The 23503-nt window shown below is 70.0% G+C and carries 22 protein-coding genes; 11 read left to right on the top strand and 11 right to left on the bottom strand.

Features of this window, described 5'->3' with window-relative positions:
- Positions 1 to 4 precede the first annotated feature (4 nt).
- Positions 5 to 964, bottom strand: coding sequence for a hydrogen peroxide-inducible genes activator (locus tag OG306_RS24800; RefSeq protein WP_266748273.1), 960 nt, complete (start codon positions 962 to 964; stop codon positions 5 to 7).
- Between the two features lie 131 nt (positions 965 to 1095).
- Here OG306_RS24800 and OG306_RS24795 point away from each other — a divergent pair, with 131 nt between their 5' ends.
- A complete protein-coding gene (locus OG306_RS24795; protein ID WP_031083404.1) occupies positions 1096 to 1650 on the top strand; it encodes a peroxiredoxin in 555 nt (184 codons plus the stop codon).
- Between the two features lie 12 nt (positions 1651 to 1662).
- Entirely contained in the window at positions 1663 to 2196 is a 534-nt protein-coding gene (locus OG306_RS24790) for an alkyl hydroperoxide reductase (RefSeq protein WP_371665621.1), read from the top strand.
- Between the two features lie 69 nt (positions 2197 to 2265).
- Here OG306_RS24790 and OG306_RS24785 read toward each other — a convergent pair whose 3' ends face one another.
- The 4 genes from OG306_RS24785 to OG306_RS24770 form a co-directional block, all read right to left on the bottom strand.
- A complete protein-coding gene (locus OG306_RS24785) occupies positions 2266 to 3690 on the bottom strand; it encodes an AI-2E family transporter (protein WP_266748271.1) in 1425 nt (474 codons plus the stop codon).
- A gap of 154 nt (positions 3691 to 3844) precedes the next feature.
- Positions 3845 to 4552 carry a lytic transglycosylase domain-containing protein gene (locus OG306_RS24780; protein ID WP_266748270.1) on the bottom strand — a complete coding sequence of 236 codons (708 nt, stop codon included), beginning with the start codon at positions 4550 to 4552 and terminating at the stop codon, positions 3845 to 3847.
- 390 nt (positions 4553 to 4942) lie between these two features.
- Entirely contained in the window at positions 4943 to 6265 is a 1323-nt protein-coding gene (locus OG306_RS24775) for a PhoH family protein (protein WP_266748269.1), read from the bottom strand.
- A 477-nt stretch (positions 6266 to 6742) separates the two neighbouring features.
- Positions 6743 to 7504 (bottom strand): isoprenyl transferase, encoded by a 762-nt coding sequence (locus OG306_RS24770; protein WP_266748268.1) that lies wholly within the window; start codon positions 7502 to 7504, stop codon positions 6743 to 6745.
- A 201-nt stretch (positions 7505 to 7705) separates the two neighbouring features.
- Between OG306_RS24770 and mgrA the strand changes: the two genes are divergently transcribed.
- Entirely contained in the window at positions 7706 to 8746 is a 1041-nt protein-coding gene (gene mgrA, locus OG306_RS24765) for an L-glyceraldehyde 3-phosphate reductase (RefSeq protein ID WP_371665620.1), read from the top strand.
- Between the two features lie 522 nt (positions 8747 to 9268).
- Here mgrA and OG306_RS24760 read toward each other — a convergent pair.
- The 3 genes from OG306_RS24760 to OG306_RS24750 all read right to left on the bottom strand — a co-directional run bounded on the left by OG306_RS24760 (position 9269) and on the right by OG306_RS24750 (position 11502).
- Positions 9269 to 9721 (bottom strand): hypothetical protein, encoded by a 453-nt coding sequence (locus tag OG306_RS24760; protein ID WP_371665619.1) that lies wholly within the window; start codon positions 9719 to 9721, stop codon positions 9269 to 9271.
- 73 nt (positions 9722 to 9794) lie between these two features.
- A complete protein-coding gene (locus tag OG306_RS24755) occupies positions 9795 to 10583 on the bottom strand; it encodes a class I SAM-dependent methyltransferase (protein ID WP_371665618.1) in 789 nt (262 codons plus the stop codon).
- A 115-nt stretch (positions 10584 to 10698) separates the two neighbouring features.
- Complete coding sequence (locus OG306_RS24750; protein ID WP_266752400.1) at positions 10699 to 11502, bottom strand: prepilin peptidase; 804 nt, start codon at positions 11500 to 11502, stop codon at positions 10699 to 10701.
- A 113-nt stretch (positions 11503 to 11615) separates the two neighbouring features.
- Between OG306_RS24750 and OG306_RS24745 the strand changes: the two genes are divergently transcribed.
- Positions 11616 to 11999, top strand: coding sequence for a DUF192 domain-containing protein (locus OG306_RS24745; RefSeq protein WP_266748264.1), 384 nt, complete (start codon positions 11616 to 11618; stop codon positions 11997 to 11999).
- 26 nt (positions 12000 to 12025) lie between these two features.
- On the opposite strand, the gene OG306_RS24740 is transcribed toward OG306_RS24745, so the two are convergent.
- Positions 12026 to 13252 (bottom strand): hypothetical protein, encoded by a 1227-nt coding sequence (locus tag OG306_RS24740; RefSeq protein ID WP_266905563.1) that lies wholly within the window; start codon positions 13250 to 13252, stop codon positions 12026 to 12028.
- 83 nt (positions 13253 to 13335) lie between these two features.
- Positions 13336 to 13920 (bottom strand): helix-turn-helix domain-containing protein, encoded by a 585-nt coding sequence (locus OG306_RS24735; RefSeq protein ID WP_266748262.1) that lies wholly within the window; start codon positions 13918 to 13920, stop codon positions 13336 to 13338.
- Between the two features lie 194 nt (positions 13921 to 14114).
- Here OG306_RS24735 and OG306_RS24730 point away from each other — a divergent pair, with 194 nt between their 5' ends.
- From OG306_RS24730 to OG306_RS24710, 5 genes are all read left to right on the top strand, one after another.
- Positions 14115 to 15263, top strand: a complete 1149-nt coding sequence (locus OG306_RS24730) for a Zn-dependent alcohol dehydrogenase (RefSeq protein WP_266748261.1) — start codon at positions 14115 to 14117, stop codon at positions 15261 to 15263.
- Entirely contained in the window at positions 15260 to 16690 is a 1431-nt protein-coding gene (locus OG306_RS24725) for an APC family permease (RefSeq protein WP_266748260.1), read from the top strand. The genes OG306_RS24730 and OG306_RS24725 overlap by 4 nt, the downstream gene beginning before the upstream one ends.
- 204 nt (positions 16691 to 16894) lie before the next feature.
- Complete coding sequence (locus tag OG306_RS24720; RefSeq protein WP_327258823.1) at positions 16895 to 18892, top strand: hypothetical protein; 1998 nt, start codon at positions 16895 to 16897, stop codon at positions 18890 to 18892.
- A gap of 112 nt (positions 18893 to 19004) precedes the next feature.
- Positions 19005 to 19580 (top strand): hypothetical protein, encoded by a 576-nt coding sequence (locus OG306_RS24715; protein WP_266752399.1) that lies wholly within the window; start codon positions 19005 to 19007, stop codon positions 19578 to 19580.
- A 20-nt stretch (positions 19581 to 19600) separates the two neighbouring features.
- Positions 19601 to 20050, top strand: a complete 450-nt coding sequence (locus OG306_RS24710; RefSeq protein WP_266748258.1) for a DUF3592 domain-containing protein — start codon at positions 19601 to 19603, stop codon at positions 20048 to 20050.
- A gap of 35 nt (positions 20051 to 20085) precedes the next feature.
- On the opposite strand, the gene OG306_RS24705 is transcribed toward OG306_RS24710, so the two are convergent.
- Positions 20086 to 20679 carry a hypothetical protein gene (locus OG306_RS24705; protein ID WP_266748257.1) on the bottom strand — a complete coding sequence of 198 codons (594 nt, stop codon included), beginning with the start codon at positions 20677 to 20679 and terminating at the stop codon, positions 20086 to 20088.
- Positions 20680 to 21166: 487 nt separating this feature from the next.
- Between OG306_RS24705 and aepX the strand changes: the two genes are divergently transcribed.
- Both aepX and OG306_RS24695 read left to right on the top strand, forming a co-directional pair.
- Complete coding sequence (gene aepX, locus OG306_RS24700) at positions 21167 to 22087, top strand: phosphoenolpyruvate mutase (protein ID WP_266748256.1); 921 nt, start codon at positions 21167 to 21169, stop codon at positions 22085 to 22087.
- Positions 22088 to 22134: 47 nt separating this feature from the next.
- The gene (locus OG306_RS24695; RefSeq protein WP_266748255.1) at positions 22135 to 23481 is read left to right on the top strand and encodes an LLM class flavin-dependent oxidoreductase; all 1347 of its coding nucleotides are present in this window, start codon (positions 22135 to 22137) and stop codon (positions 23479 to 23481) included.
- Positions 23482 to 23503 lie beyond the last annotated feature (22 nt).

Below are 23503 nucleotides of genomic sequence, written 5' to 3'. Positions count from 1 at the left end.
ACCCTCACGCCTTCCCCGTCACCCGTACCGGCAGCACCCTCATCGCCTCCCGCAGCGCCGCCGCGAACTCCTCGAACTCCTCGCGCCGCGCCGCCCCCGCCCGCATCGCCAGCGCCACCCGCCGCGACGGTGCGGGCTCCCCGAAGTACCCGGTGACCAGCGCGTCGTTGCGGGCGGTCTCGACCGTCACCGCGGTACGCGGCAGCAACGTCACCCCGAGCCCGCCGGCCACCAGCTGCACCAGCGTCGAGAGCCCGGCGGCGGTCGTGGTGACCGGTGCGCCCTCCGTACGCCCCGCCTCCCGGCAAATGTCGAGCGCCTGGTCGCGCAGGCAGTGGCCCTCGTCGAGCAGCAGCAGCGGCAGCTCGCGCAGCGCCTCGCGCGGAATGTCGGTGCGCCCGCCCAGCCAGTGGTCCCGTTCCATCACGAGCACGAAGTCCTCGTCGAAGAGCGGGAGTTCGCTCACCCCCGGCACCCCGAGCGGCACCGCGAGCAGGAGCAGGTCCAGCCTTCCCGCGGCCAGCCCCTCCAGCAGCGAGGAGGTCTGCTCCTCGTGCACCTGGAGGTCGAGCTCCGGGTAGCGCTCGTGGACGAGCCGCAGCACGGTCGGCAGCAGATACGGCGCGACGGTCGGGATCACGCCGAGCCGGAGCACGCCGGTGAACGGCGCCCGGACCGCCTCGGCCTCCTCCATCAGTTCACCGACGGCCTCCAGCACCACCCTGGCCCGCACCGCGAGCCGTTCCCCGGCCGGCGAGAGCAGCACCTTGCGCGTCGTACGCTCGATGAGCTGGACACCCAGTGCCTCCTCCAGCGCGGAAACGGCTCCGGAGAGTGCCGGCTGACTCATCCCGATTGCTGCCGCCGCATCCCTGAAGTGCAGATATTCGGCGACGGCCACGAAGGCACGCAGCTGCGACAGGCTGGGCTGTTTGGTCCGACTACCCTGATTACTCTGCGCCACTGATAGGCACCTCCGATCATCACGACCAAGTATAGCTATTTCCGCGATCAATGCGCTCTGTGTCAAAGTGAAGAACGTCCAACCCCCAGGAACTCCCGTAAAAGGGAATTCCTACGCTGCAAGGAGAGCGCGTGCTCACTGTCGGTGACAAGTTCCCCGAGTTCGACCTGACTGCTTGTGTTTCGCTGGAGAGCGGCAAGGAGTTCGAGCAGATCAACCACAAGACCTACGAGGGCAAGTGGAAGATCGTCTTCGCGTGGCCGAAGGACTTCACCTTCGTGTGCCCGACCGAGATCGCCGCTTTCGGCAAGCTGAACGACGAGTTCGCCGACCGGGACGCCCAGATCCTCGGCTTCTCCGGTGACTCCGAGTTCGTGCACCACGCCTGGCGCAAGGACCACCCGGACCTGACCGACCTGCCCTTCCCGATGATGGCCGACTCGAAGCACGAGCTCATGCGTGACCTCGGCATCGAGGGCGAGGACGGCTTCGCCCAGCGCGCCGTCTTCATCGTCGACCAGAACAACGAGATCCAGTTCACGATGGTGACCGCCGGTTCCGTGGGCCGTAACCCCAAGGAGGTCCTCCGGGTCCTCGACGCCCTGCAGACCGACGAGCTGTGCCCGTGCAACTGGACCAAGGGCGAGAACACCCTCGACCCGGTCGCGCTCCTCTCGGGCGAGTGAGCTGACAGCGACATGGCACTCGACGAACTGAAGGCCGCCGTTCCGGACTTCGCCAAGGACCTGAAGCTGAACCTCGGTTCGGTCATCGGGAACAGCGACCTCCCGCAGCAGCAGCTGTGGGGCACCGTCCTCGCCTGCGCGATCGCCTCGCGCTCGCCGAAGGTGCTGCGCGAGCTGGAGCCGGAGGCGAAGGCCAATCTCTCCGCCCAGGCGTACACCGCCGCGAAGTCGGCCGCCGCCATCATGGCGATGAACAACGTCTTCTACCGGACCCGGCACCTGCTGTCGGACCCCGAGTACGGGACGCTCCGTGCGGGCCTGCGGATGAATGTCATCGGCAACCCCGGCGTGGAGAAGACCGACTTCGAGCTGTGGTCGCTCGCGGTCTCCGCGATCAACGGCTGCGGCCAGTGCCTGGACTCCCACGAGCAGGTGCTGCGCGAGGCGGGCGTGGACCGTGAGATCATTCAGGAAGCCGTCAAAATCGCTTCGGTGATCCAGGCGGTCGGCGTGACCCTCGAAGCCGAGGCCGTGCTCGCCGAGTAGGACCAGCAGTACCCTCTGTACGAGAAGGGCCCCGAGGACGACCGACCGTCCCCGGGGCCCTTCTTCTGTTCACTCGGCGGTCTTGTCGCCACTGTCCTCGTCGTCGCCGTAGTCGATGTTCTCGGGCGGCGAGCCCGGCGCGGGCGTCGGAGCGACATCCAGCGCGGACGCCCCACGTGGGGGCGGAGTGTGCCGCAGGACTTCCTCCTGCCCGTACGCGCGCAGATAACCGACCACCGTGTTGGTGACCGCCACCAGCGGCACCGCGACGACCGCTCCGCCGATGCCCGCGATCATGCCGCCCGCGGCGACCGAGAGGACGACGGCGAGCGGATGCACCCGTACCGCGCGTCCCAGGATGAACGGCTGCAGCACATGCCCCTCGATCTGCTGCACGGCGAGTACCACGACCAGCACCATCAGCGCGGTGAACACACCCTCGGTGACGAGCGCGACGACCACCGCGAGCGCCCCGGAGATCACCGCGCCGACGAGCGGGATGAAGGCGAAGAGGAAGATGAAGACGGCGAGCGGCACCGCCATCGGCACCTTCAGGAACCAGATCCCGAGCCCGATGAAGATCGCGTCGATCAGCGCCACGACGACCGTGCCCCGCACATAGGCGGTCAGCGTCCGCCAGGCCCGCGGCCCGGCACCCGCGACACCCGGCCGGGCCTGCGCGGGCACCAGTTTCAGCACCCAGTGCCAGATGCGCTTCCCGTCGTACAGCAGGAAGAGCGTCGAGAACATCGCCAGCAGCATCCCGGTGAGGACCTCCGCCATCACGGTGACGCCCTGCAGTCCGGCGGAGGTTATCTGTTCGGTGTTGGTACCGATGGTGTCGCTGAGGTTCTTGGCGACGTCGTTGATCTGCTGCTCGGTGACATGGAAGGGGCTGTCGAGCAGCCAGTTCTTCAGATCGTCGATACCCGTCCGCACCTTGTCGGAGAGGGTGTCGATGTTGTCCATGACCTGCCAGACCACGAACCAGCCGACCAGCCCGATGATGACGAAGCCCAGGATCGCGGTGACCGCGGTGGCCAGTCCGCGCGGCAGACCGTACCGCTTCAGCCGGGCGACGGTCGGCTGCAGCATCGCGGTGATGAGCAGCGCGGCGACGAAGGCCAGAACGACCAGCTGTACGGCGCTGATGACCCGCATCAACACCCAGAGGGTGCCCGCCAGGACGAGCAGCCGCCAGCCGGCCTCGGCCGCGACCCGCATGCCCCAGGGGATCGCCGCGACCGGATCGGGCCGGGCGGCCACGGAGGGGGCGTACGCGGGCGGCGGCGGGACACGGTCACCGCCGGCGGCCTCGGGCCGGGCCGCCTCGTCCGGTACGGCGGCGGCTGTCGCGGGTACAGGGGCGGGCACCGGCGGCTCGATGGGCTCGGCCTCGCCTTCCTCGGCTTCGGCCCTGCGCCGCTCCAGCCGCTCGCCCAGGTCGGTCAGTTCGGCGCCCAGACGGCCGAGCCACCCCGGTAGATTCGACATGATCGTTCCTTTTCCCCCGTCATCTCTCCCCACCGCTCCCCCACCGAGCGGTCCGGACCGACCGTACACGCGCGAAGCCCCTCACCGCAGGACGGTGAGGGGCTTCGCGAAGTCGAGACCGGGATCTCGGCTCGTTCTCGTACCAGTGGTTGGCCTAGTACCAGTGGTTGGCCTGCCAGAAGGCCCAGGCACCGCACGGGCTGTGGTACTTGGCGCCGTTCATGTAGCTGAGGCCCCACTTGATCTGGGTGGCCGGGTTGGTCTGCCAGTCCGCGCCGGCGGACACCATCTTCGAACCGGGCAGCGCCTGCACGAGGCCGTATGCGCCGGAGGACGGGTTGCTCGCCCGGTAGTTCCAGCTCGACTCGACGTTCACGATGTTGCTGAAGCACTGGAACTGGTCGGCGGGAACGATCTGCCGCGCGATCGCCTGGACCTGGGCCACGGTGTACGAGCTCTGCTGGGCGAACGTGGAGGCGCTGCGGATCTCGGAGCGGCTGGCGCGCTCGGCCGCGTCCTTCTTGTCCTGACGCTCCTTCTCCAGCTTGGCCTCGGCCGCCTGCTTCTTCGACTTGGCGTCCTTGGCGGCCTGGATGCGCGCCGCTTCCTCTACGGACTTCTTCGCCGCCGCGTCGGCCGCGGACGCCTGGGCGTCGGCCTGCTGCGTCAGCGAGGCGGTCTGCACCTGGGCCTGCTGGCCCGCAGGGATGTCGGCGAGAAGCGTCGTGTCGGCTGCGGCCGCCTCGAAGTTGTTGTCGTCGACAGCGGGAGTGCTGCCCGAGGCAACGCCTACGACGGCGCCGACGGTGGTGACCGCGGTGGCTGACGCCACGGCGAACCCCCGGACCGAGATCCGGCTCACACGGTGTCCTTCCAGCATCGCCCGCTTAGGTGACCTCGCGGACGCAATCGTGCCCCTGGCGCTGGCCTCCCTACTGCTTGGGTCACGGGAGGCACGGACCCGGTGGGCGACTCCCCGGAGGGAGTGCCGCGTGGTGCTCGCGGGCGGCATACGGACGGCGGTTGTTGAGTTGTGTGGTGCGTGGCACCTCTGGAGGTGCGGGTGTGCCGTATGCGGGGCCTGACGGAAGCAAGACTCTGCCGGAACGGCACGCCGGGAAGCAATTCTCCGTTGCGTGTGAAAGGTCACACCTCGTTCGGAGCAAGTGATTTACGGAATTGCCACCGCAGCACGGTGCCGCCCGGCTAAGCTGCTGCGCTCATCGGGCGGCACCAACTGTCGTATCCCGTATCAGATGTGGCCGTCCTCCAGCATTTCGGTCACCAGTGCGGCGATCTGCGAACGCTCGGAGCGGGTGAGCGTGACGTGCGCGAAGAGCGGATGGCCCTTCAGCTTCTCGACCACGGCGACGACTCCGTCGTACCGGCCGACCCGGAGGTTGTCCCGCTGGGCCACGTCATGCGTGAGCACCACTCGGGAATTTGCCCCGATCCGGGACAACACGGTCAGCAGGACGTTCCGTTCGAGGGACTGCGCCTCGTCGACGATCACGAAGGCGTCGTGGAGCGAGCGGCCCCGGATGTGGGTGAGCGGCAGGATCTCCAGCATGCCGCGCCCCAGCACCTCCTCGATCACCTCGCGGCCGGCGACGGCCGACAGCGTGTCGAAGACGGCCTGCGCCCAGGGGCTCATCTTCTCGGCCTCGGTGCCGGGGAGATAGCCCAGCTCCTGTCCGCCGACCGCGTACAGCGGGCGGAAGACCATCACCTTCTGGTGCTGCCTGCGCTCCAGAACGGCTTCGAGACCGGCGCAGAGCGCCAGCGCCGACTTGCCGGTGCCGGCCCGGCCGCCCAGCGACACGATGCCGACGTCCTGGTCGAGGAGGAGATCGAGCGCGATCCGCTGTTCTGCGCTGCGGCCGTGGATGCCGAAGACCTCCCGGTCACCGCGCACCAGGCGCACACTGCCGTCGGCGGTGACCCGGCCGAGCGCCTTGCCGCGCTCGGACCGCAGGACCAGTCCGGTGTGCACGGGCAGTTCGGCGGCCTCGGGTACGTACAGCGTCTCCTCTCCGTAGAGCAGGTCCACCTGCTCCGCGGCGAGGGGCAGTTCCGACATCCCCGTCCAGCCGGAGTCGGTGATGGCGAGTTCGGCGCGGTACTCCTCGGCGAGGAGGCCGACCGAGGACGCCTTGATGCGCAGCGGCAGGTCCTTGGAGACGACCGTGACGTCGTACCCCTCGGCCTGGAGGTTGCGCGCGACCGCGAGGATCCGTGAGTCGTTGTCCCCCAACCGGTAGCCGGCGGGCAGTACGCCGGGGTCGGAATGGTTGAGTTCGACGCGCAGGGTCCCGCCCAGATCCCCGAGTGGGATCGGGGCGTCCAGCCGGCCGTACCGGGTGCGGAAGTCGTCCAGCAGGCGCAGGGCCTGGCGGGCGAAGTACCCCAGCTCCGGGTGGTGCCGTTTGGCCTCCAGTTCCGTGACCACGACGATCGGGAGCACGACTTCGTGCTCGTCGAACCGGGCCATGGCGTTCGGATCGGCCAGCAGGACGCTGGTGTCGAGAACATAGGTGCGCCTGTCGAGCATGCGGCGCTTCGTGCTGGTCACCACGGAAGGACGTACCCCCTCGGACGAGGTTGGGGTGCGACGGCGTCGCGGAGCATCCCAATGGGAGAGGACGGACCGGGCTGCGGCCCCGATGCACGGGCCGAGCGCCGGCCCTCCGCGTCGGACGCACTGTATGTACGGTCCTTCGTGTGCAAAGGGCCTCCCGGGCGAGCGGACTCCATGCCGCTCACTTGGACACGACGTCCGCCTGGTTGGTGACCGGACGTCGACCTGTCAGGGGTATTCCCTCGAACACGCAAAGCCATGCCGCCCTGGGCGGGCGGTTGAGCTGGGAGTTGTGGCCCGGGTACATGGGTTCGGGCACACGGCCCGCACGGTTCCGTCCTCAAACGCCGGACGGACTGGACAGCGCCGGTGAGTGGCACCACTCAAGCCCGTCCGGCGTTTGAGGACGGAACCGGTGCCGACGGGAGCGGTGCCCCGACGGGGGACGGGTGCCCCGGGGGCCCGGCGGCGGTGTCAGCCGCCGTAGCGGCGGTGGCGGGCCGCGTAGTCGCGCAGGGCGCGAAGGAAGTCGACGCGGCGGAAGGCCGGCCAGAAGACCTCGCAGAAGTAGTACTCGGAGTGCGCGCTCTGCCAGAGCATGAAGCCGGACAGCCGCTGCTCACCGCTGGTACGGATGACGAGGTCCGGGTCGGGCTGACCCCGGGTGTAGAGGTGCTCGGAGATCAGGTCGGTGGAGACGATCTCCGCGAGCTCCTCGAAGGACGTCCCCTTGTCGGAGTGGTCCAGCAGCAGCGAGCGGACCGCGTCGGCGATCTCCTGACGGCCGCCGTAGCCGACGGCGACGTTGACCAGTATCCCGTCGACTTCGGCCGTGGCCTGCTCGGCCTCCTTGAGGACGGTCTGCGTGCGGGCGGGCAGCAGATCGAGCGTGCCGACGTGGTGGACGCGCCAGCGCCCGTCCGCCGCGAGGTCGCTCACGGTGTTCTCGATGATGCCGAGAAGCGGCGTCAGCTCGGACTCGGGCCGGTCGAAGTTGTCCGTGGAGAGCAGCCAGAGTGTGACGACCTCCACATCGGTCTCCCTGCACCAGCCGAGCAGCTCCTGGATCTTGTCCGCGCCTGCCTGGTGCCCCTGCGCGGCCGTGCCGCCGGACGCCTTCGCCCAGCGCCGGTTGCCGTCGAGGATGACACCGATGTGCTTGGGCACCTGGGTGAGGTCGAGGCGGGCCTCCACCCGGCGCGCGTAGAGCCCGTACACCAGGTCGCGCAAGTTCACTGAGTTCACCTCTCGGTTCTGTGCGGGCGCACCCGCCCCATGGCCCGGGGGCCGGGGCCGCCCCCCTGGGGGTCGTCGCACCCGTTCCGCAGGGTCCATCGCCCCACCGTGCCGTGGCGGTCCCCGAGGCCGCCACATTACTGCGCAGGCGGCACACCGGCCCAACCCGGCCTGTCACAAGTCCGTGATAGGGAGAGAAACGTGACTGATTCTTCTCTCTCCTACCGGGCCGCCGGTTCGCGCTACGACTCCATGGAGTACCGCCGCACCGGCCGCAGCGGTCTCAAGCTCCCGTCCGTCTCCCTCGGCCTCTGGCACAACTTCGGCGACGACCGCACGCTGGACTCCCAGCGGGCGATCCTGCGCCGCGCCTTCGATCTCGGGGTGACCCACTTCGATCTGGCCAACAATTACGGGCCGCCGCCCGGCTCCGCCGAGCTCAATTTCGGCAAGATGTTCCGGCAGGACTTCGCCCCTTACCGGGACGAGCTGATCATCTCCACCAAGGCCGGTTACGACATGCACCCCGGCCCCTACGGCGAATGGGGCTCCCGCAAATACCTGCTGTCGTCGCTGGACGCGTCGCTGAAGCGGATGGGGCTCGATTACGTCGACATCTTCTACTCCCACCGCTTCGATCCGGACACTCCGCTGGAGGAGACGATGGGGGCGCTGGCCTCCGCCGTGCAGCGGGGCAAGGCGCTGTACGTGGGCGTGTCCTCCTACAACGCGGAGCAGACCGCGGAGGCGGCCCGGCTGCTCAAGGAGATGGGTGTGCCGGCCCTGATCCATCAGCCGTCCTACTCGATGATCAACCGCTGGATCGAGGACGACGGTCTGCTCGACACCCTGGAGACGGCCGGCATGGGCTGCATCTCCTTCGTGCCGCTCGCGCAGGGCCTGCTCACGAACAAGTACCTGACGGGCATCCCGGAGGGTTCGCGCGCCACCCAGGGCAAGTCCCTGGACCCGGGCCTGCTCTCCGACGAGGTGCTCCGCCGGCTGAACGGGCTGAACGACATCGCCCGGCGGCGCGGTCAGTCGCTCGCCCAGCTGGCGCTGAACTGGGTGCTGCGGGACAGCCGTATGACCTCTGCGCTGATCGGCGCTTCGAGCGTGAAGCAGCTGGAGGAGAACGTCGCGGCGTTCGCCGGACCGCCGCTGTCCGCCGAGGAGTTGAAGGAGATCGACGACTTCGCCGTGGACACCGCGGGCACCAACATCTGGGCCGGACGGGGCTGACGGGGCCGACGGGGGAGGGCCGACCGCGCGGAGCCGGAACGGGGGCCGGCGCGCGGCCCGTACGGGGGACGGATGCGTACCGGTACGGGGGCCGGGTGCGTGGCCGGGACGGGGGACGGATGCGTAGCCGGGACGGGGCCGGGTGCGTGGCCGGGACGGGGGACGGATGCGTACCGGTACGGGGGCCGGGTGCGTGGCCGGTGCTGCGGCGGGTGCGTGGCCGGTGCTGCGGCCTCATGTGGGCCGGGGCGCCTGGGCACAGAACCTGGGCACAAAAAAACGGGCCGGTCCGTGGGGGGGGATACGGACCGGCCCGAGGGGGGGTTCCACCATAACCCTTCGTAAGTGATGCTGCGTGCCACGCCACTCCACAATTACTCTCCGGATTCATCGGACTGCGGTGCGAGCACGGCTCTCCGGTTGGCGTCCCCGTGGCCGCCGACCGGCTTCACGCAGCCGGTCGGACAGAGAATGATGACGGCCCGAATCGCGACCCGACCGTGCCCCGGGCCGGGCGAACGCTCACGCGGGCGCCGGGGTGCCCCGGTGGCCGCGGGTGAAGCGGATGGCCACGGTGTCGCCGCCGGCGACCACGAAGCGTCCGCCCTCGCAGCGGATGACGGCCTCGTACACCTCGCCCCGCCCGTTCCCGCGCTCCTCGGTGCGGGTGACGGTCCAGCCGCCGTCGGGGGGCTGCGGCAGGTTCGGCACGGCGGCGAACTCCCACTGTCCCGACGGTACGCACCAGCCGGGCAGCCGGGGCCAGGCGCCGGGGCCGACATGCAGGGTTCCGTCGGAGGCACAGGTCAGGAGCAGCGACTGGCCGTCGGCCAGCAGGAATTCGACCGCCTCCGGCTCCCCCATCCGCCCTTCCGGCCGGTAGAAGACGCCGAGCACTCCGACGATCCGTGCGCCTCTGAGCCAGTCGGCACTGCCCTGCTCCGGAACACGCGGTGCCTCGTCTTCGTTCCCCACCCACATGGCCGGTTCCCTCCCGTGCGCTCACCGCCAAGGGTCGCACCCTTCGGGCGGAAGCAGGGGGCGCGGCCTACTCCGGTTTGCGGGCCTCGATCAGGAATCGGGTGGTGTGGGCGACGAACGGCCCCTCGGTCTCGATCCGGTGGTGCAGTTCGGCCAGTCGCGGCCGGTACTCCTCGACGGTGAAGCCCGGCACCATCCAGATCACCTTCCGCAGGAAGTAGACGACGGCGCCGATGTCGAAGAACTCGGTGCGCAGCGTCTCCATCCGCAGATCGACGACGTCGAGCCCGGCCGCCTCGGCTTCGGACCGGGCCCGCTCCGGGTCGCGGGCGCCGCGCGTCTCGGGCGGCTGCGGGCCGAGGAAGTACTCGACGAGTTCGAACACACTGGCCGGGCCGACCTGTTGCGAGAAGTACGTGCCCCTGGGGGTGAGCACCCGCGCGATCTCCGCCCACCAGGTGGTCACCGGATGCCGGCTGACGACCAGGTCGAAGGCGTGGTCGCCGAACGGCAGCGGCGGTTCGTCCGCATCGGCGACCACGGCCGCGCCGAGCGGGTGCAGAAGGGCGGTGGCGCGGGCGATGTTCGGCGGCCAGGACTCGGTGGCGACGGTGAGCCGCGGGAGCTTCGGTACGGAGGCGAGGACCTCGCCTCCGCCGGTCTGGATGTCGAGCGCGGCCCTCGCCCGTGCCATCCGGTCCGCCATGGCGCGGGCATAGCCCCAGGACGGGCGCTGTTCGGTGGCCCGGCCGTCGAGCCAGGAGAAGTCCCAGCCGTCGACGGAGACGGTGGCGGCCTCCTCGACGAGGGCGTCGAATCGTGCGTGTTCTGCCGCTTCGGCGGGTGTTGCGGACATACGGACAGGGTGTCAGCGGGGCGGTGGCCCGCGCGACCTCAATACGGGCGACGGCCGGGCGGGCCCGTTTCTCGGGTGGTCGTCGGGCGGGCCCCGTTCTCCTGGCGGGGGCCGGTCAGGCGGACAGGCCGCCGAGCAGTATGCCCAGCAACGCACCCGTGATCATGAACGGGCCGAACGGGATGCCGGTCTTGCGCCCGGCCCGTTTCAGGACCATCAGCCCGAACCCGTACACCGCACCGAGCAGGAACCCGGCGAACCCTCCGGCGAACACCACGGCCCAGCCGTACCAGCCGAGGGCCACACCCAGCGACAGGGCGAGCTTGACGTCTCCGAAGCCCATTCCGCCTGGGTTGATGAGGAAGAGCAGGCAGTAGAAGGCGCCCAGGGCCGCTCCGCCGAGCAGGGCGGACAGCCAGGATCCGCCGTGCTCCGGGAGCAGCGCCACGACGCCCAGGAGCACGACGCCCGCCGCGGCGGCGGGCAGGGTCAGCCGGTCCGGCAGGCGGTGGACGCGGCGGTCGATCGTCGCGAGGAGTACGCCCACGGGAGCCAGCAGCAGCCACACCGCGAGTTCGGGGCGCAGACCGGTGGCCGCTGCGAGGGCGGCGCAGGCGAGGGCGGTGACGACAGGGGCGAGGACGCCGGGGGCGTACCGCGCCGCGGGCCGGGCGGTGGCTTCACCGGCCTCGCTCCGGCCTCCCGGCTCGTCGCCCGCGGGGACGCGTACCGGCACCGCCGCCGCGCACCCGGCGCATCGGGTGGAGCCGAGCCAGCCGCGGGCGGCCCCGGTCAGGGCGTGGCCCGCCGGGCAGGTGTCCCGCCAGTCGTCCTCCGGTTCGACGGAGAACCGGTAGGCGGCGCGCGGGACCAGCAGTCCGGCCGCTGCGCCCCAGAGTGCGGCGAGCACTGTCAGCATGGCGTACACGGAGCCGACCCTAGACGTGCCCCGGGTACGGGGTCATGGGTCCTGGGGCCCACTGCGGAACGTTTCGGACCCAGCGGCCTTCACCGGGCGCTACCGTCTGGGCCATGGCTCAATGGCGCAATGGGAATGGGACGTTGACGGTCACCGATCCGCAGGGAGGGCAGGAGCCGGAGATACCGCTGCGGATCGCGGCCACGTACCGGGCCAGGAGCCGCGGGCTGCTCGGTCAGGACGGGATCGACGGCGCCCTGCTGATCACCCCGTGCGGGAGTGTGCACACCTTCCGGATGCGGTTCACCATCGATGTGGCTTATGTGGACCGGAAGTTCAACGTGCTCGCCGTCCGCACGATGAAGCCGGGCCGGCTCGGGTTGCCCCGCCTGCGGGCCCGTCATGTGATCGAGTCGGAGGCCGGGGCGATGGAGAAGTGGGGGCTGCGGCCGGGGGCGCGGGTGCGGATCGTCCAGACGCAGGAGGACCGGGACTGAGGGCGCCGGGCGGCCGGAATTCGCACTTACGGCGGGCCGGAGCCGAGCAGCGTCCACGCCCCGTAGGCCGCCGAGGCCATCGCGAGCACGGCGACGACCGTCACCGTGCGGGCCGTGGTGCGCAGCCGCAGCAGCGCGACGGCGGGCGGCAGGAGCAGCGGGAAGGCCGGCATCATCAGCCGTGGCCTGGACCCGAAGTATCCCGAACCGATCAGGGCGATGACGACGACGGCGATGCAGTAGGCGAGTACGGGGAGCGGCTGGCGCTGCCGTACGCACAGGGACACCACCCACCCCAGGCCCGCCAGCGCCGCGCACAGCCCGAGCGCGCCGGGCAGCGGCAGCCCGAGAATGAACGAGGCGAGCGCCACGCCTCCGTCGATGCTGTTGCCCCACTGTGCCTGGACGTCGAAGTACGCGGACGGACTGCCCTCCCGTACGGCGACGAACACCACGTACGCGAACCAGCCCAGCGGCGCGAGTGCGGTACCGATCAGCATCCGGGCGTTGCGGCGCACGATGCCGTCCGTCCGGCCGGCCCGGTACTCCCCTGCGAGCGTGACCGCGGCGGTGATCGCGAGGGCGGCGATGAGCGCCGCGGCGGAGGGCCTGGTCAGCCCGGCGAGGACGCACAGGGCGCCCGCCACGATCCAGCGCCGGGTCAGTACGGCGTACAGCGCCCAGGCGGCGAACGCGGTGAACAGCGTTTCGGTGTATGCCATCGACTGGACGAACGCCGTCGGGTACACGCCCCACAGCGCGGCCAGCACCACCCCGGTCCGGCGGCCGTACAGATGCGCCCCGACGGCGAAGATCCCCCAGGCGGCGAGGAGTGCGGCGGCCCAGGCGACCAGGAGTCCGGCGCCCGCGAGGGAGAGCGGGGTCAGCTCGGCGACGCCGCGCTCCAGAGCGGGCAGCAAGGGGAAGAAGGCCAGGTCGGGGTGGACGGTGCCGTTCGGGAGGGTGGCGGTGAAGCCGTAGCCGTTCTCGGCGATCCGCTGGTACCAGACGGAGTCCCAGCGCTCGCCGAGGAGGTGGAGGGCGCTCTTGTCGGCGTTCGACGCGGCGGCGGCGAGGACGACGAGACCGATCAGGCGCACGGCCGCGTACGCCCCGAGGGCCGGTGCCGCCGCCGCGAGCGCCGCGGCGAAACGGCCTCGGACGGGAGGCCGCGGCTGCGTTCGGTGGGCGCGCTGCCGCGCGAGCTGCGGTGCGGGAGCGATGGCCTGAGCGGCCGGATCACGGTCGGGCATGCTGACGATTATCTCCGCGGCGGGTCGCCCCACCGCACGGACGGGCGGCGGCGTCCGGCCGGGGCGTGCGCGCCGGACGGGCTCTACGGGCGGAGTTTGGTGCGGGAGAGCGGCAGGGCGGGGGCGATCGACCAGAGGACCTCGGCCTCGTCCTCACCGGGGTTGTCCCAGGCGTGTGCGGCGCGGGCCGAGAAGGTCGTCGAGTCCCCGGCCTCCAGGAGCCTGGGCTCGCCGTCCACGCTCAGCCGCAGTGTGCCCCTGACCAGGTAGGCGAAGACGGTCTCGGCCTCCAGGCTGTACGCGCCGCCCGAACCGCCGCCGGGCCGCAGGATCGTCCGCATGACCTGGACGTGCCGCTCCTCGGCCGGGGTGAGGAGGAACTCCTCGATGCCGTGCCCGCCCATCTCCAGCTTGGCGCCCAGGCCGCCCTTGACGACGCCCTGGTCCGGATAGTCGAACAGAGCGGCGATGCCGGTGCCCAGGGCCTCGCAGATACGGATCAGGGTCGGGACGGAGACCGAGGTCTTGCCGCGTTCGGCGAGGCTGACGAATCCCTTGGTCACGCCTGCGGATTCAGCGATCTGAGCGAGCGTCAGCCCCTGTGCCCGGCGGAGCTCACGCAGCCGCGGGCCGATCGTGGACATGGGGCTGTCAGGGGCTTCGGGCATGGCGGACACGCTACCTGTCGAGGAGGTCACGGTCAGTGGCCGGGGACAAATGCAGGTCGGGAAGGTCTTTACCCATCGAGTTTAGTGCTGTAAAACTTTGACGAAAGTTTAATGACGCTAAACAAGGCGTCCTGGTGGACCGCTGTGCCGCCCTCCCCTCCCCTGCCCGTCCCGCACCACCGAGGAGTAAGCCGATGAGCTCCCCGTCTTCCCAAGAGAGCACCGCACGCACCGTGCGCGGCGTCGTCTTCCGCTCCCCCGGGCAGGAGGTGACCGTCACCGACGTCACCCTGGCCCCGCCCGGCCCCGGCGAGGTCGAGGTCGCCGTCACGGCGGCCGGTGTCTGCCACTCCGACCTGCATGTCCTGCGCGGCGAGTGGGACCACCCCACCCCGGTCGTGATGGGACACGAGGGCTCGGGCGTGGTCACCGCGCTCGGCGAGGGCGTCACCGGTCTCGAACCCGGCGACCATGTCGTCCTGTCCTGGGTCCCGTCCTGCGGCACCTGCCGCTTCTGTGTCTCCGGGCGCCCGGCCGCGTGCAGCCTGGTCGCCGAGGTCGTGGCGCCCGGCGGGGTGCTGTACGACGGCACCAGCCGGCTCTCCGTCGACGGCGAGCCGGCCCACCACTATCTGGGCGTCTCCTCGTTCGCCGAGCGCGTCGTGGTTCCCGCCTCCGGCGCGATCAAGGTACGCAAGGACGCGCCCCTCGATGTGATCGCCCTCGTCGGCTGCGCCATCGCCACCGGTGTCGGCGCGGTCCGCAACACGGCGGGGGTCGAGGCCGGGGCCACCGTGGCTGTTATCGGCTGCGGCGGTGTGGGCCTGTCCTGCGTGCAGGGTGCCCGGCTCGCGAAGGCCGGCCGCATCGTCGCCGTCGACGTGGTCCCCGAGAAACTGGAGCTGGCCCGTCGGCTCGGCGCGACGGACGCGATCGACGCACGGGACGGCGATGTCGTCGAGGCGCTGCGGGCCCTGGTCCCGGAGGGCCTGGACTACGTGTTCGACGCCATCGGCAAGATCGAGACCACCGAGCAGTCCATCGCGGCACTCGGCCAGGGCGGCGCCGCCGTCATCGTCGGTCTGCCGCCGACCGGCCGCACGGCGCGCTTCGACCCGCTCGCGCTCGCCGAGGCCGACCAGCGCATTCTCGGTTCCAACTACGGCTCGGTCGACGCCGCCCGCGACATTCCGGATCTGGTGGACCTCGTGGTGTCGGGTGAGCTCGACGTGGAATCGATGATCTCGGCACGGCGTCCGCTGGACGAGGCGGGCGACGCGCTGGCCGACCTCGCCGCCGGTCACGCCCTGCGTCAGCTGCTGATGACGGCGGACCGGGCATGAGCACGGCCGGAAGGCAGGCCGCTCCCGGAAAGCCGGCCGACGGGCTGGCCCACCGCTCCGTCTCCACGTTCGAGGTCGGCGCGCAGAGCGTCGCGAATGTCGCCCCCAGCGCTGTCATCGCGTTCGCCCCCGCCAGCATGGCGGCGTCCGCGGGCAACGGCGCCTGGTTCTCGTTCTTCCTGGCCATGGCCGCCGTCCTCGCGATCGCGTACTGCATCTGCGTCTTCGCCCGCAGGCGGGCCGGGGTCGGTTCGCTGTACGCCTTCTCCCGGCTCTCGCTCGGGGCGCCCGGCTCGTTCGTGACCGGCTGGGCCCTGCTCATCGGGGCGGTGTGCATCGGTTCGGGTTCGCTCGCGGGCGCCGGGTACTACACGGCGCGCGCACTCGACCAGGTCGGCATCGGGCTCTTCACCGGCATCCCCGGCCAGATCCTGCTCGATGTGCTGCTGGCCGCCGTCGCGATCCGGCTGACGATCGCCAGTGTGCGGACGGCGGCGCGCGTCGCCTCCGTGCTGGAGGTCGTGTCGATCGTCCTCATCGTCGTCGTGCTGGTCCCCGCCTTCTTCAAGAGCGGGAACATCATCGACACCGAGCAGTTGAGCCTCAGCGGCTCCACCCTCGACGGTGTCGTGTTCGCCGTGGTGCTGGGCGTACTCGGCTTCGTCGGTTTCGAGGGCGCCGCATCGCTCGGGGCCGAGGCCACGGACCCGTACAAGGCGATTCCCCGTTCGGTGATGGGCAGTGCGGTCCTGGCCGGTGTGCTCTATATGTTCGCGACGTACGCGCAGGTCGCCGGGTTCGGCGGGGCGGACGCCCTGGCGAGGAGCTCCGACCCGATGGACGAACTGGCGGAGCTGTCCGGCCTCGGCTTCCTGAAGTTCTTCCTGCACGCCGGTTTCGCCGCCTCGTTCGTGGCCGTGGTGATGGCCTGCATCACCGTCGCCGCCCGCCTGCTCTTCGGGATGGCGAAGGAAGGGGTGATGCCGGCCCGGCTCGGTGTCGCCCACCCCCGCCACCGGACCCCCTCCGCCGCCATCTGGGCCGTCGCCCCGTTCGTCGCCCTCCCCGCGGTGTTCGTCGTCGGCGCCGGAACCGCGCCGCTGAACGCGACGACGTACATCGACACCGTCGGCGTCTTCGGCTACATGCTCAGCTACACCCTGGTGTGTCTGGCCGCGCCGCTGTTCGTACGCCGGATCGGGGCCCGCGGTCTCCTCATCACCTGGGGTCTGGGTCTGATCGGCTCCGCCGCGATGATCTACGTCTTCTACCGCAACCTGTGGCCGGCTCCGGCCTGGCCGCTGAATGTGCTGCCGTACGTGTTCGTGGGCGCGCTGGTCGTCGGCCTCGTCGGCTTCGCCGTGCTGCGGGCCCGGAAGCCGGAGGTCGCCGAACGCGCGGGAACGTTCGCGGACGATCTGGACTGACCGTCCCGGACCGGCCCCCCGCGTCCCTTCCCCGATGCCCTGCTCCCCCGCGCCCCGCGGGCGGTGCAGGGCATCGCTCATTGGGCCCGGGTTTGGGGCCAAGGGCCCAGGTCACCCGGCTCGTACACCCGTACGCTCACGCCACACCCGAATTGCGTAACTGCGGGCACAGGCATGTCGAGCAGGCGTCGGAGAGGAAGAAACGTGAGTGCTGGCGGGGGCTGGGAGAGCGGAAGCGCGGGCCGCATACCACCGGGCGGCGGGGGTGGTTCCGGCGCGGGCAGTGGCGTGTTCTTCGCCCTGACCCGTAGTTGGGCCGCCGGCGCCCTCGTCTACATCGCCGCCGGGTATCTGGTGTCGCGCGGGCTCGTCGAGATGCTCGCCACCGACGAGCGGCTGGCGAGCTTCGGCTGGCGCCTGGGCCTGCTGCACGTGCCGAACGTCATCACGACCGTGCTCACGGTCCTGGCCTCGGCCCGCGTCCTGCCCGACGAACGCCGCGAGTCCCGGCCGCTGACCCTGCTCGCCTCCCTGGGTGTCCCGCTGGCCGCGCTGGCCTACGGATTCGCCGTGTCCTGGCATCTCGTGGGCCTGGAGGGCACGTTGATGCCGGTCGTCACGCTGGTGACCGGTTCGGCCGCGGGGCTGGCCGTCGACCGGCTTCTGGACGACCGCGACGAGGAGCCCGCCCCGGCGCCGTACCACCCGTACTCCTGGCGGGACGGCGGGGCCACCGCCACGGAGTACCTCGGGGTGATCGTCCTGGTCGTCACGATGATCGGCGCGATGGCCATGGCGGGGGTCGGCGGGCAGATCGGCGAACGCATCCGCTGTGCGATCGGCTCGCTGGGCGGCGGCAGTGGCGGCTGCTCCACCGGCGGCGGGGACACCACCGCGAAGCCGAAGACGGACGCCGACTACGAGCCCAAGATGTGCCAGGTCTCCAGCATCTCCGAAACCGTCGGCGACAAGGTCAAGATCGGCTGGTTCGAGTGGGGCAACGAGTACGGCTTCCAGCAGAAGGTCAGCCAGGCCAGGACGGACGTGAACAACGACGGCAAGGTCGACGAGAACGACAAACTGGTCTACATGACGTTCACCGACGCCGCTTCGGCCGGCGTCACCGCCAGCACCCCCGGCGTCAAGCTCGGCAAGCTGGGCAAGGCCGATGTGGACGTCGGCGGCGGCATCAAGATCACCAACGGTGACACCTGGGTCTTCAAGAGCGAGGCGGACGCCCAGAAGATGCGGGACGACATCGCGGAAATGAAGATGTGGGAGGCCTCCACCAAGTACAGCGGCGGCTATGGCGGCGGCTGGTACTCCGGGATGAAGTGGGCCGACAAGAAGAAGGACGTCGAGGACAAGATCGGCGACAAGAAGATCTCGTACTCGACGATCGGCCTCAACGCGTACGCGGACGGCGGCCTCTCCATCAGCGCGGGCGACGAGGTAAAGCTCGGCGCCAAGCTCGGCGGCAAGGCCAAGTTCTCCCCCGAGGTGACCATCACCAAGGACGACGTCAACGGCAACGAGTCGTACACGTACACCGCCAAGCTCGACCTGGAGGGCAAGGTCAGCGGTTCCGTGGGCCCGCTCGGCGGCACGGCCGCCGCGAAGGACAGCCGGACCGGGGCGGTCACCGTCACCCGCGACCAGAAGACCGGCAAGATCGTCCGCATCGACATGACCCAGACCGTCGAGAACGGCTCGACATCGAACAAGGGCGACATCAGCGGCGACAACGGCGAGAAGGGCAAGGACAAGCGCGGCGGCAAGGTCAGCGGCACCGACTCCTCCGGCGGGACCGGCATCGAGGTCAGGACGAACTCGATCGTCTTCGGCAAGGACACGGACAAGGCCACCGAGGACAAGCGCGCCGTGGCCGAGCAGTGGCTGGACGGCTCCGGCAACAACACCGCCCCGTTCGAGTACCTGTTCGGCGACCACTCCCTGCAGCAGAAGCCCACCGGAACCGACCCGTTCGACCAGCTGATGTTCCAGGACGGCCTGTCGAGCACCATGAAGTACAACGGCGAGACGGACGCCCAGGAGTTCGGCTTCGAGGTCTCCCTCGGCATGAGTCTGGGATTCTCCCTCTCGGACGAGCACAAGAAGGAGACACTGACGGACGCGCAGTTCCTCGGGGCTCCGCAGGGCGACAAGCGCTCGTACCTTCCGTACAGCTACTGCGCGAAGTAGTCCGTACACCGGGTACGGCTACCGGTGCGCGGCAAGCACGCACGACATACCGGGGTACAGCTACGGTGCGCGGCAAGCACGCACGACGACGAGGCGATAGGCGATGACGACGATGAAGATGTCCCGGGCAATCGGCGCAGCTGCTGCCGCCGTCATGGGTCTCGCCCTGCTCACCGGCTGCGGCGGCGACGATGCCGCCGCGCTCCCGGACGGCTGGGACAGGCTCGACACCAGCAGCCTCTCCGTCGGCTACCCCGCGGACAAGGGCTACAAGGAGCAGTCCGCGGCCGACCGCGCCAAGGCCAACGCCGCCGTCGCGCTCAAGGAGGAGAGCGGGCTGCGCACCGGCATGGTCTCGGTGCAGCTCGATTTCGCCTCGGGCGTGGACGACGCCGACGAGGCAGCGGCCGCAGCGGGCGCGGGTATCGGGCTCGGGGCGACCCGCAAGGAGACCTCGCAGGTGCAGCTCGCGGGCGACGACGGTGCCCTCGGCGCACGCAGGATCGATTACGAGTTCACGTCGAGCGGCACGGAACAGACACCGGCGCAAGGCACCCGGATGACCGGGGTCCTGGTGGCGGGTATGGACTCCAAGGACGTGCCGTTCCTGGTCCGGATCAATGCGGTGAAGGGCTCGCTGAGCCGGCAGGACCTCGACGCGTTCGTCGAGTCGATCACGGTCAAGTAGCGGATCAGGGGCCCTCGTTCATGCAGATCCTGCCCGGTGGCACGGCCACGTTCCTGCTCCTGTTCGGCCTCCTCCTCGGCGCGTTCGCCATCCGGTCGGCGCTGCGGCTGAGCCGGGTGCTGCGGCTGGTCCGGCATGGCGAGCGCGCCGAGGGCCGGTGCGCGGACCGCCGGACGGTGGACCGGGGGCCGGGCACGGAGCGGAGTTACGTCACCGAGTACGTCTTCGCGTTCCGTACCCGCGACGGCCGCGAGATCGAGTTCACCGACCATGCCCCGGGCCCGTTCGGCTTCGCGGTCGGGGCGCCGGTCCGGGTCAGTTACGACCCGGCGGACCCGGCGAAGCACGCCACGGTGGCGGGGCCGGGGGCGTGGGGGCCGGTGGTGATGCCCGTGGTGTTCGCCGTGGTGCCGGGGGTGTTCGCGGTGGGGCTGCTGCTGGGGTTCATGGCGCTGCGCGGGTGGCTCTGACCTGCCGGCGCCCCTCCAGCACACTGTGCCGGTGGCTAACGGCTGGGGATCTCGCTCCCGAACAGCATCCACGGCGACTGGTCGTACGACGCCACTCCGGACAACTGGGGCTGTGTCGCGGCGATTTCATGGCGCACGGCGAGCGTGTCCGGCCAACTGTCGAAGAACGTCGTGCCGTTGATGACGACATCGCTCCAGTCGGTCGCCGCGGAAGCGCCCTCGCGGTCGACGACGAAGCCGATGCACAGCACGGATGCCCGCCCTATCGCCTCCCTGATCGCCCGCGCGGCCATCTCCTGCTCGTCCCGCGTCAGCCGCCCGAATCCGAATTCGAGCGCGACGACTCCGTCCCTCATCCGCCGGACGCGCGCCGGGACGTCGGTTCCGCTGTTCGTCCACAGCAGGAAGTCGACCGTGTCGATCCGTTGCAGGCCGGCCAGGAGGACGAGCTGTTCCCTGGTCACCCACGAGAGAGTGCCCCGCGGATCGGGTTCGGGGCACAGGAGCGTGACCCGCCGCGTGACGGGGTGGCTGAGCCGCAGCCCCGCAGCGTCGAGATCACCGAAGAGCGACTCGGCGTCCGGGCGGCTCCAGCCGAGGTGGTACGAGTAGAAGAAACCGTTACTCATCGATACATCACCCCAGGGAACGGATACAGGTGGAGGGTGCAGATCAACGTGCGTATGGGCGCGCCGGACGGACGCCCATGACGGGCGCCGCGGTCGGTGTGCTCACGATCGGTCACATACGAGCGTAATGAGACCCGCCTGCCCGGGCGTGGGCCCACGGGCCCAGGGTCGGGCCCCAATGGGGCAGGGGCCGGATACGCCGGAAACCCGCCACAGGACGATCTCGAACACCTGACGGGCCGTCCACGGCGCGGAGGCCGCGGCGGCCCGTTCGTCGTGTGCGCACAGCATGCGCGTGACGGTGACGGGCGAGGGGGCGGGACCTCGGCGGCAGCGGCCATCCGCTGCCCCGACATGGCCCAACTCCCTGCTGTAGCCACATAGTTCACTCCATGTCAACTCTTGATTCTTTTCGACTTCTCTATACGGTGAGATCACGCCAGGCCCGGAGGGCATTACCAGCACGACTTCGCGCGAATGGGGAACAGTGAGCACTGCTACTGTCGGTAACGAGACCCGCCTGGCCACCCTTCGGGAGACACTCGCCGAAGACGGGGTGGTGCGCATCTTCGAGGTGCACAGCCCGCTCTCCGCCATCGTCGCCGAGCATGCGCGCGGCAAGGGTGCGGAGCAGCGAGCCTTCCACGGGTTCTGGTCGAGCTCTCTGACCGACTCGGCGCTGCGCGGGCTTCCGGACACCGAGTTGCTCGACCTGCATCTCAGATTGTCATGGATAGACCAAATCTTCGCTGTCACCAGCCTGCCGTTGGTCATGGACGGGGATACCGGCGGCAAGACCGACCACTTCGAGCACGCGGTGCGTGCGATGGAGCGCCACGGCGTCTCCGCCGTGGTGATCGAGGACAAGAGCGGCGACAAGCGCAACTCGCTGCTGGACGGCGAGAACCTCCACACCATGGCCCCGGTCGACGACTTCTGCGACAAGATCCGCCGCGGCAAGGCGTCCCAGCTGACCAGCCACTTCATGATCATCGCCCGGCTCGAAGGGCTGATCACCGGCCTGCCTCGGCAGGAGATCCTCGACCGCGCGGCGGCCTACGTCGCAGCCGGCGCGGACGGCCTGGTGATCCACAGCCGGGACGCCGACGAGACCATGGTCCTCGACCTGGCCCGCGAGCTGCGGGCTCGTCACCCGAAGACCCCGCTGATAGCCATCCCCACGGCTTACCCCACCGTGACTGAGGAAGAGCTGCACGCGGCCGGGTTCAACCTGATCATCTACGCCAACCACATGCTCCGCGCCGCCACGCAGGCGATGGAGGAGGTCAGCCACCGGATCCTCGACAACAGTCGGGCCCTGGAGGCCGAGGAACTCTGCATCGCCACCTCCAAACTGCTGACGATGCCGGATGACAAGCGTCCGATCGTGCGCGCTCCGCGCGTCTAGCGGCCCGCCAGAGACCTGCAACGCGGCGACGCCGACAGGAGCCACCCATGCCTGCACAGCGCAGGGAACAGATGGTGATGGGTGCCTACGTCTCGTACGGCACCGGCCACCACGCCGCCTCATGGCGGCACCCCAGCACCGATACCACGGCCACCCGGAACATCGACCACTACGCGGCGCTGACCCGGCTCGCCGAGCAGCACCTCTTCGACGTCATGTTCCTCTCCGATGCCCCAGCCGTCTTCAACGACGACCAGGCGGGCTTCGGCGGCCGGGTGACCTCCTTCGAGCCAATCACCCTGATGAGCGCGCTGGCCATGGCCAGCGAGCACATCGGGCTGGTGGTGACCTCGTCGACGACGTACAAGGAGCCGTACAACGTAGCTCGTGAGTATGCCAGTCTCGACATCATCTCGGGCGGACGAGCTGCCTGGAACCTGGTGACAACCTCCAAGCTGGCTGCCGCCGGCAACCTCGGCCTGCCCGCGCACCCCGAGCACGCCGACCGCTACCGGCGCGCCGAGGAGTTCGTGGACATCGTCCGCGCGCTGTGGGACACCTGGGAGGACGACGCCTTCCCGGCCGACAAGTCCAGCGGCATCTACTACGACGTCACCAAGCGGCACGCACTGCACCACCGCGGCGAGTTCTTCTCCCTCGACGCGGAGCTCAACGTGCCCAGGCCGCCGCAGGGCCACCCGGTCATCGTCCAGGCAGGCTCCTCGGACACCGGCCGGGAACTCGCGGCCCGCACCGCCGAGTTGGTCTTCACCGCTCAGTCCGACCTCGAGTCGGCGGTGGCCTTCGCCAAGGACCTGGACCTGCGGGCGGCACGCCATCCGCGGCTCAATCCGGGCCTCATCGTCCTGCCGGGCCTGACCACGTACGCGGGGCGGACCCACGCCGAGGCCCGGGAGAAGGTCGAGGAGCTGCAGTCGCTGATCCGCCCCGAATTCGGTCTGAGCATGCTTTCCGACCTGGTCGGCGGCTACGACCTGACCGGCTGTGACATCGAGGGTCCGCTGCCTCGCCTGCCTCCGAGCAACGCCAACACAAGCCGCCGGGCACTCATCGAACGACTCGCCTACGACAGCGGCCTGAACGTCCGTCAGCTCTACGAGCGGATGACCACCTCGCGTGGGCACCTCACCCTGGTCGGCAGCTACGACGAGGTGGCCGACGACATGGTGCGCTGGTTCGAGAGCGGAGCCGTCGACGGCTTCAACATCATGCCTCCGCTGCTGCCCCTGGGGCTGGCGGACTTCTCCGAGCACATCCTCCCTCGCCTGCAGCGCAAGGGCGTCTTCAAGACCGGTTACCGGGACGGCACCCTGCGCCAGAAGCTGGGCCTGCGCCGCCCCGAGAACCAGCACCGCACCACCCGGCACGGGTGAACGGCCCTCCATCGTCACCGAT

Source organism: Streptomyces sp. NBC_01241, assembly GCF_041435435.1.
GTDB lineage: Bacteria > Actinomycetota > Actinomycetes > Streptomycetales > Streptomycetaceae > Streptomyces.
Note: the sequence above shows the minus strand (reverse complement) of the source record. Positions and strands in the feature narration are given on the sequence as shown.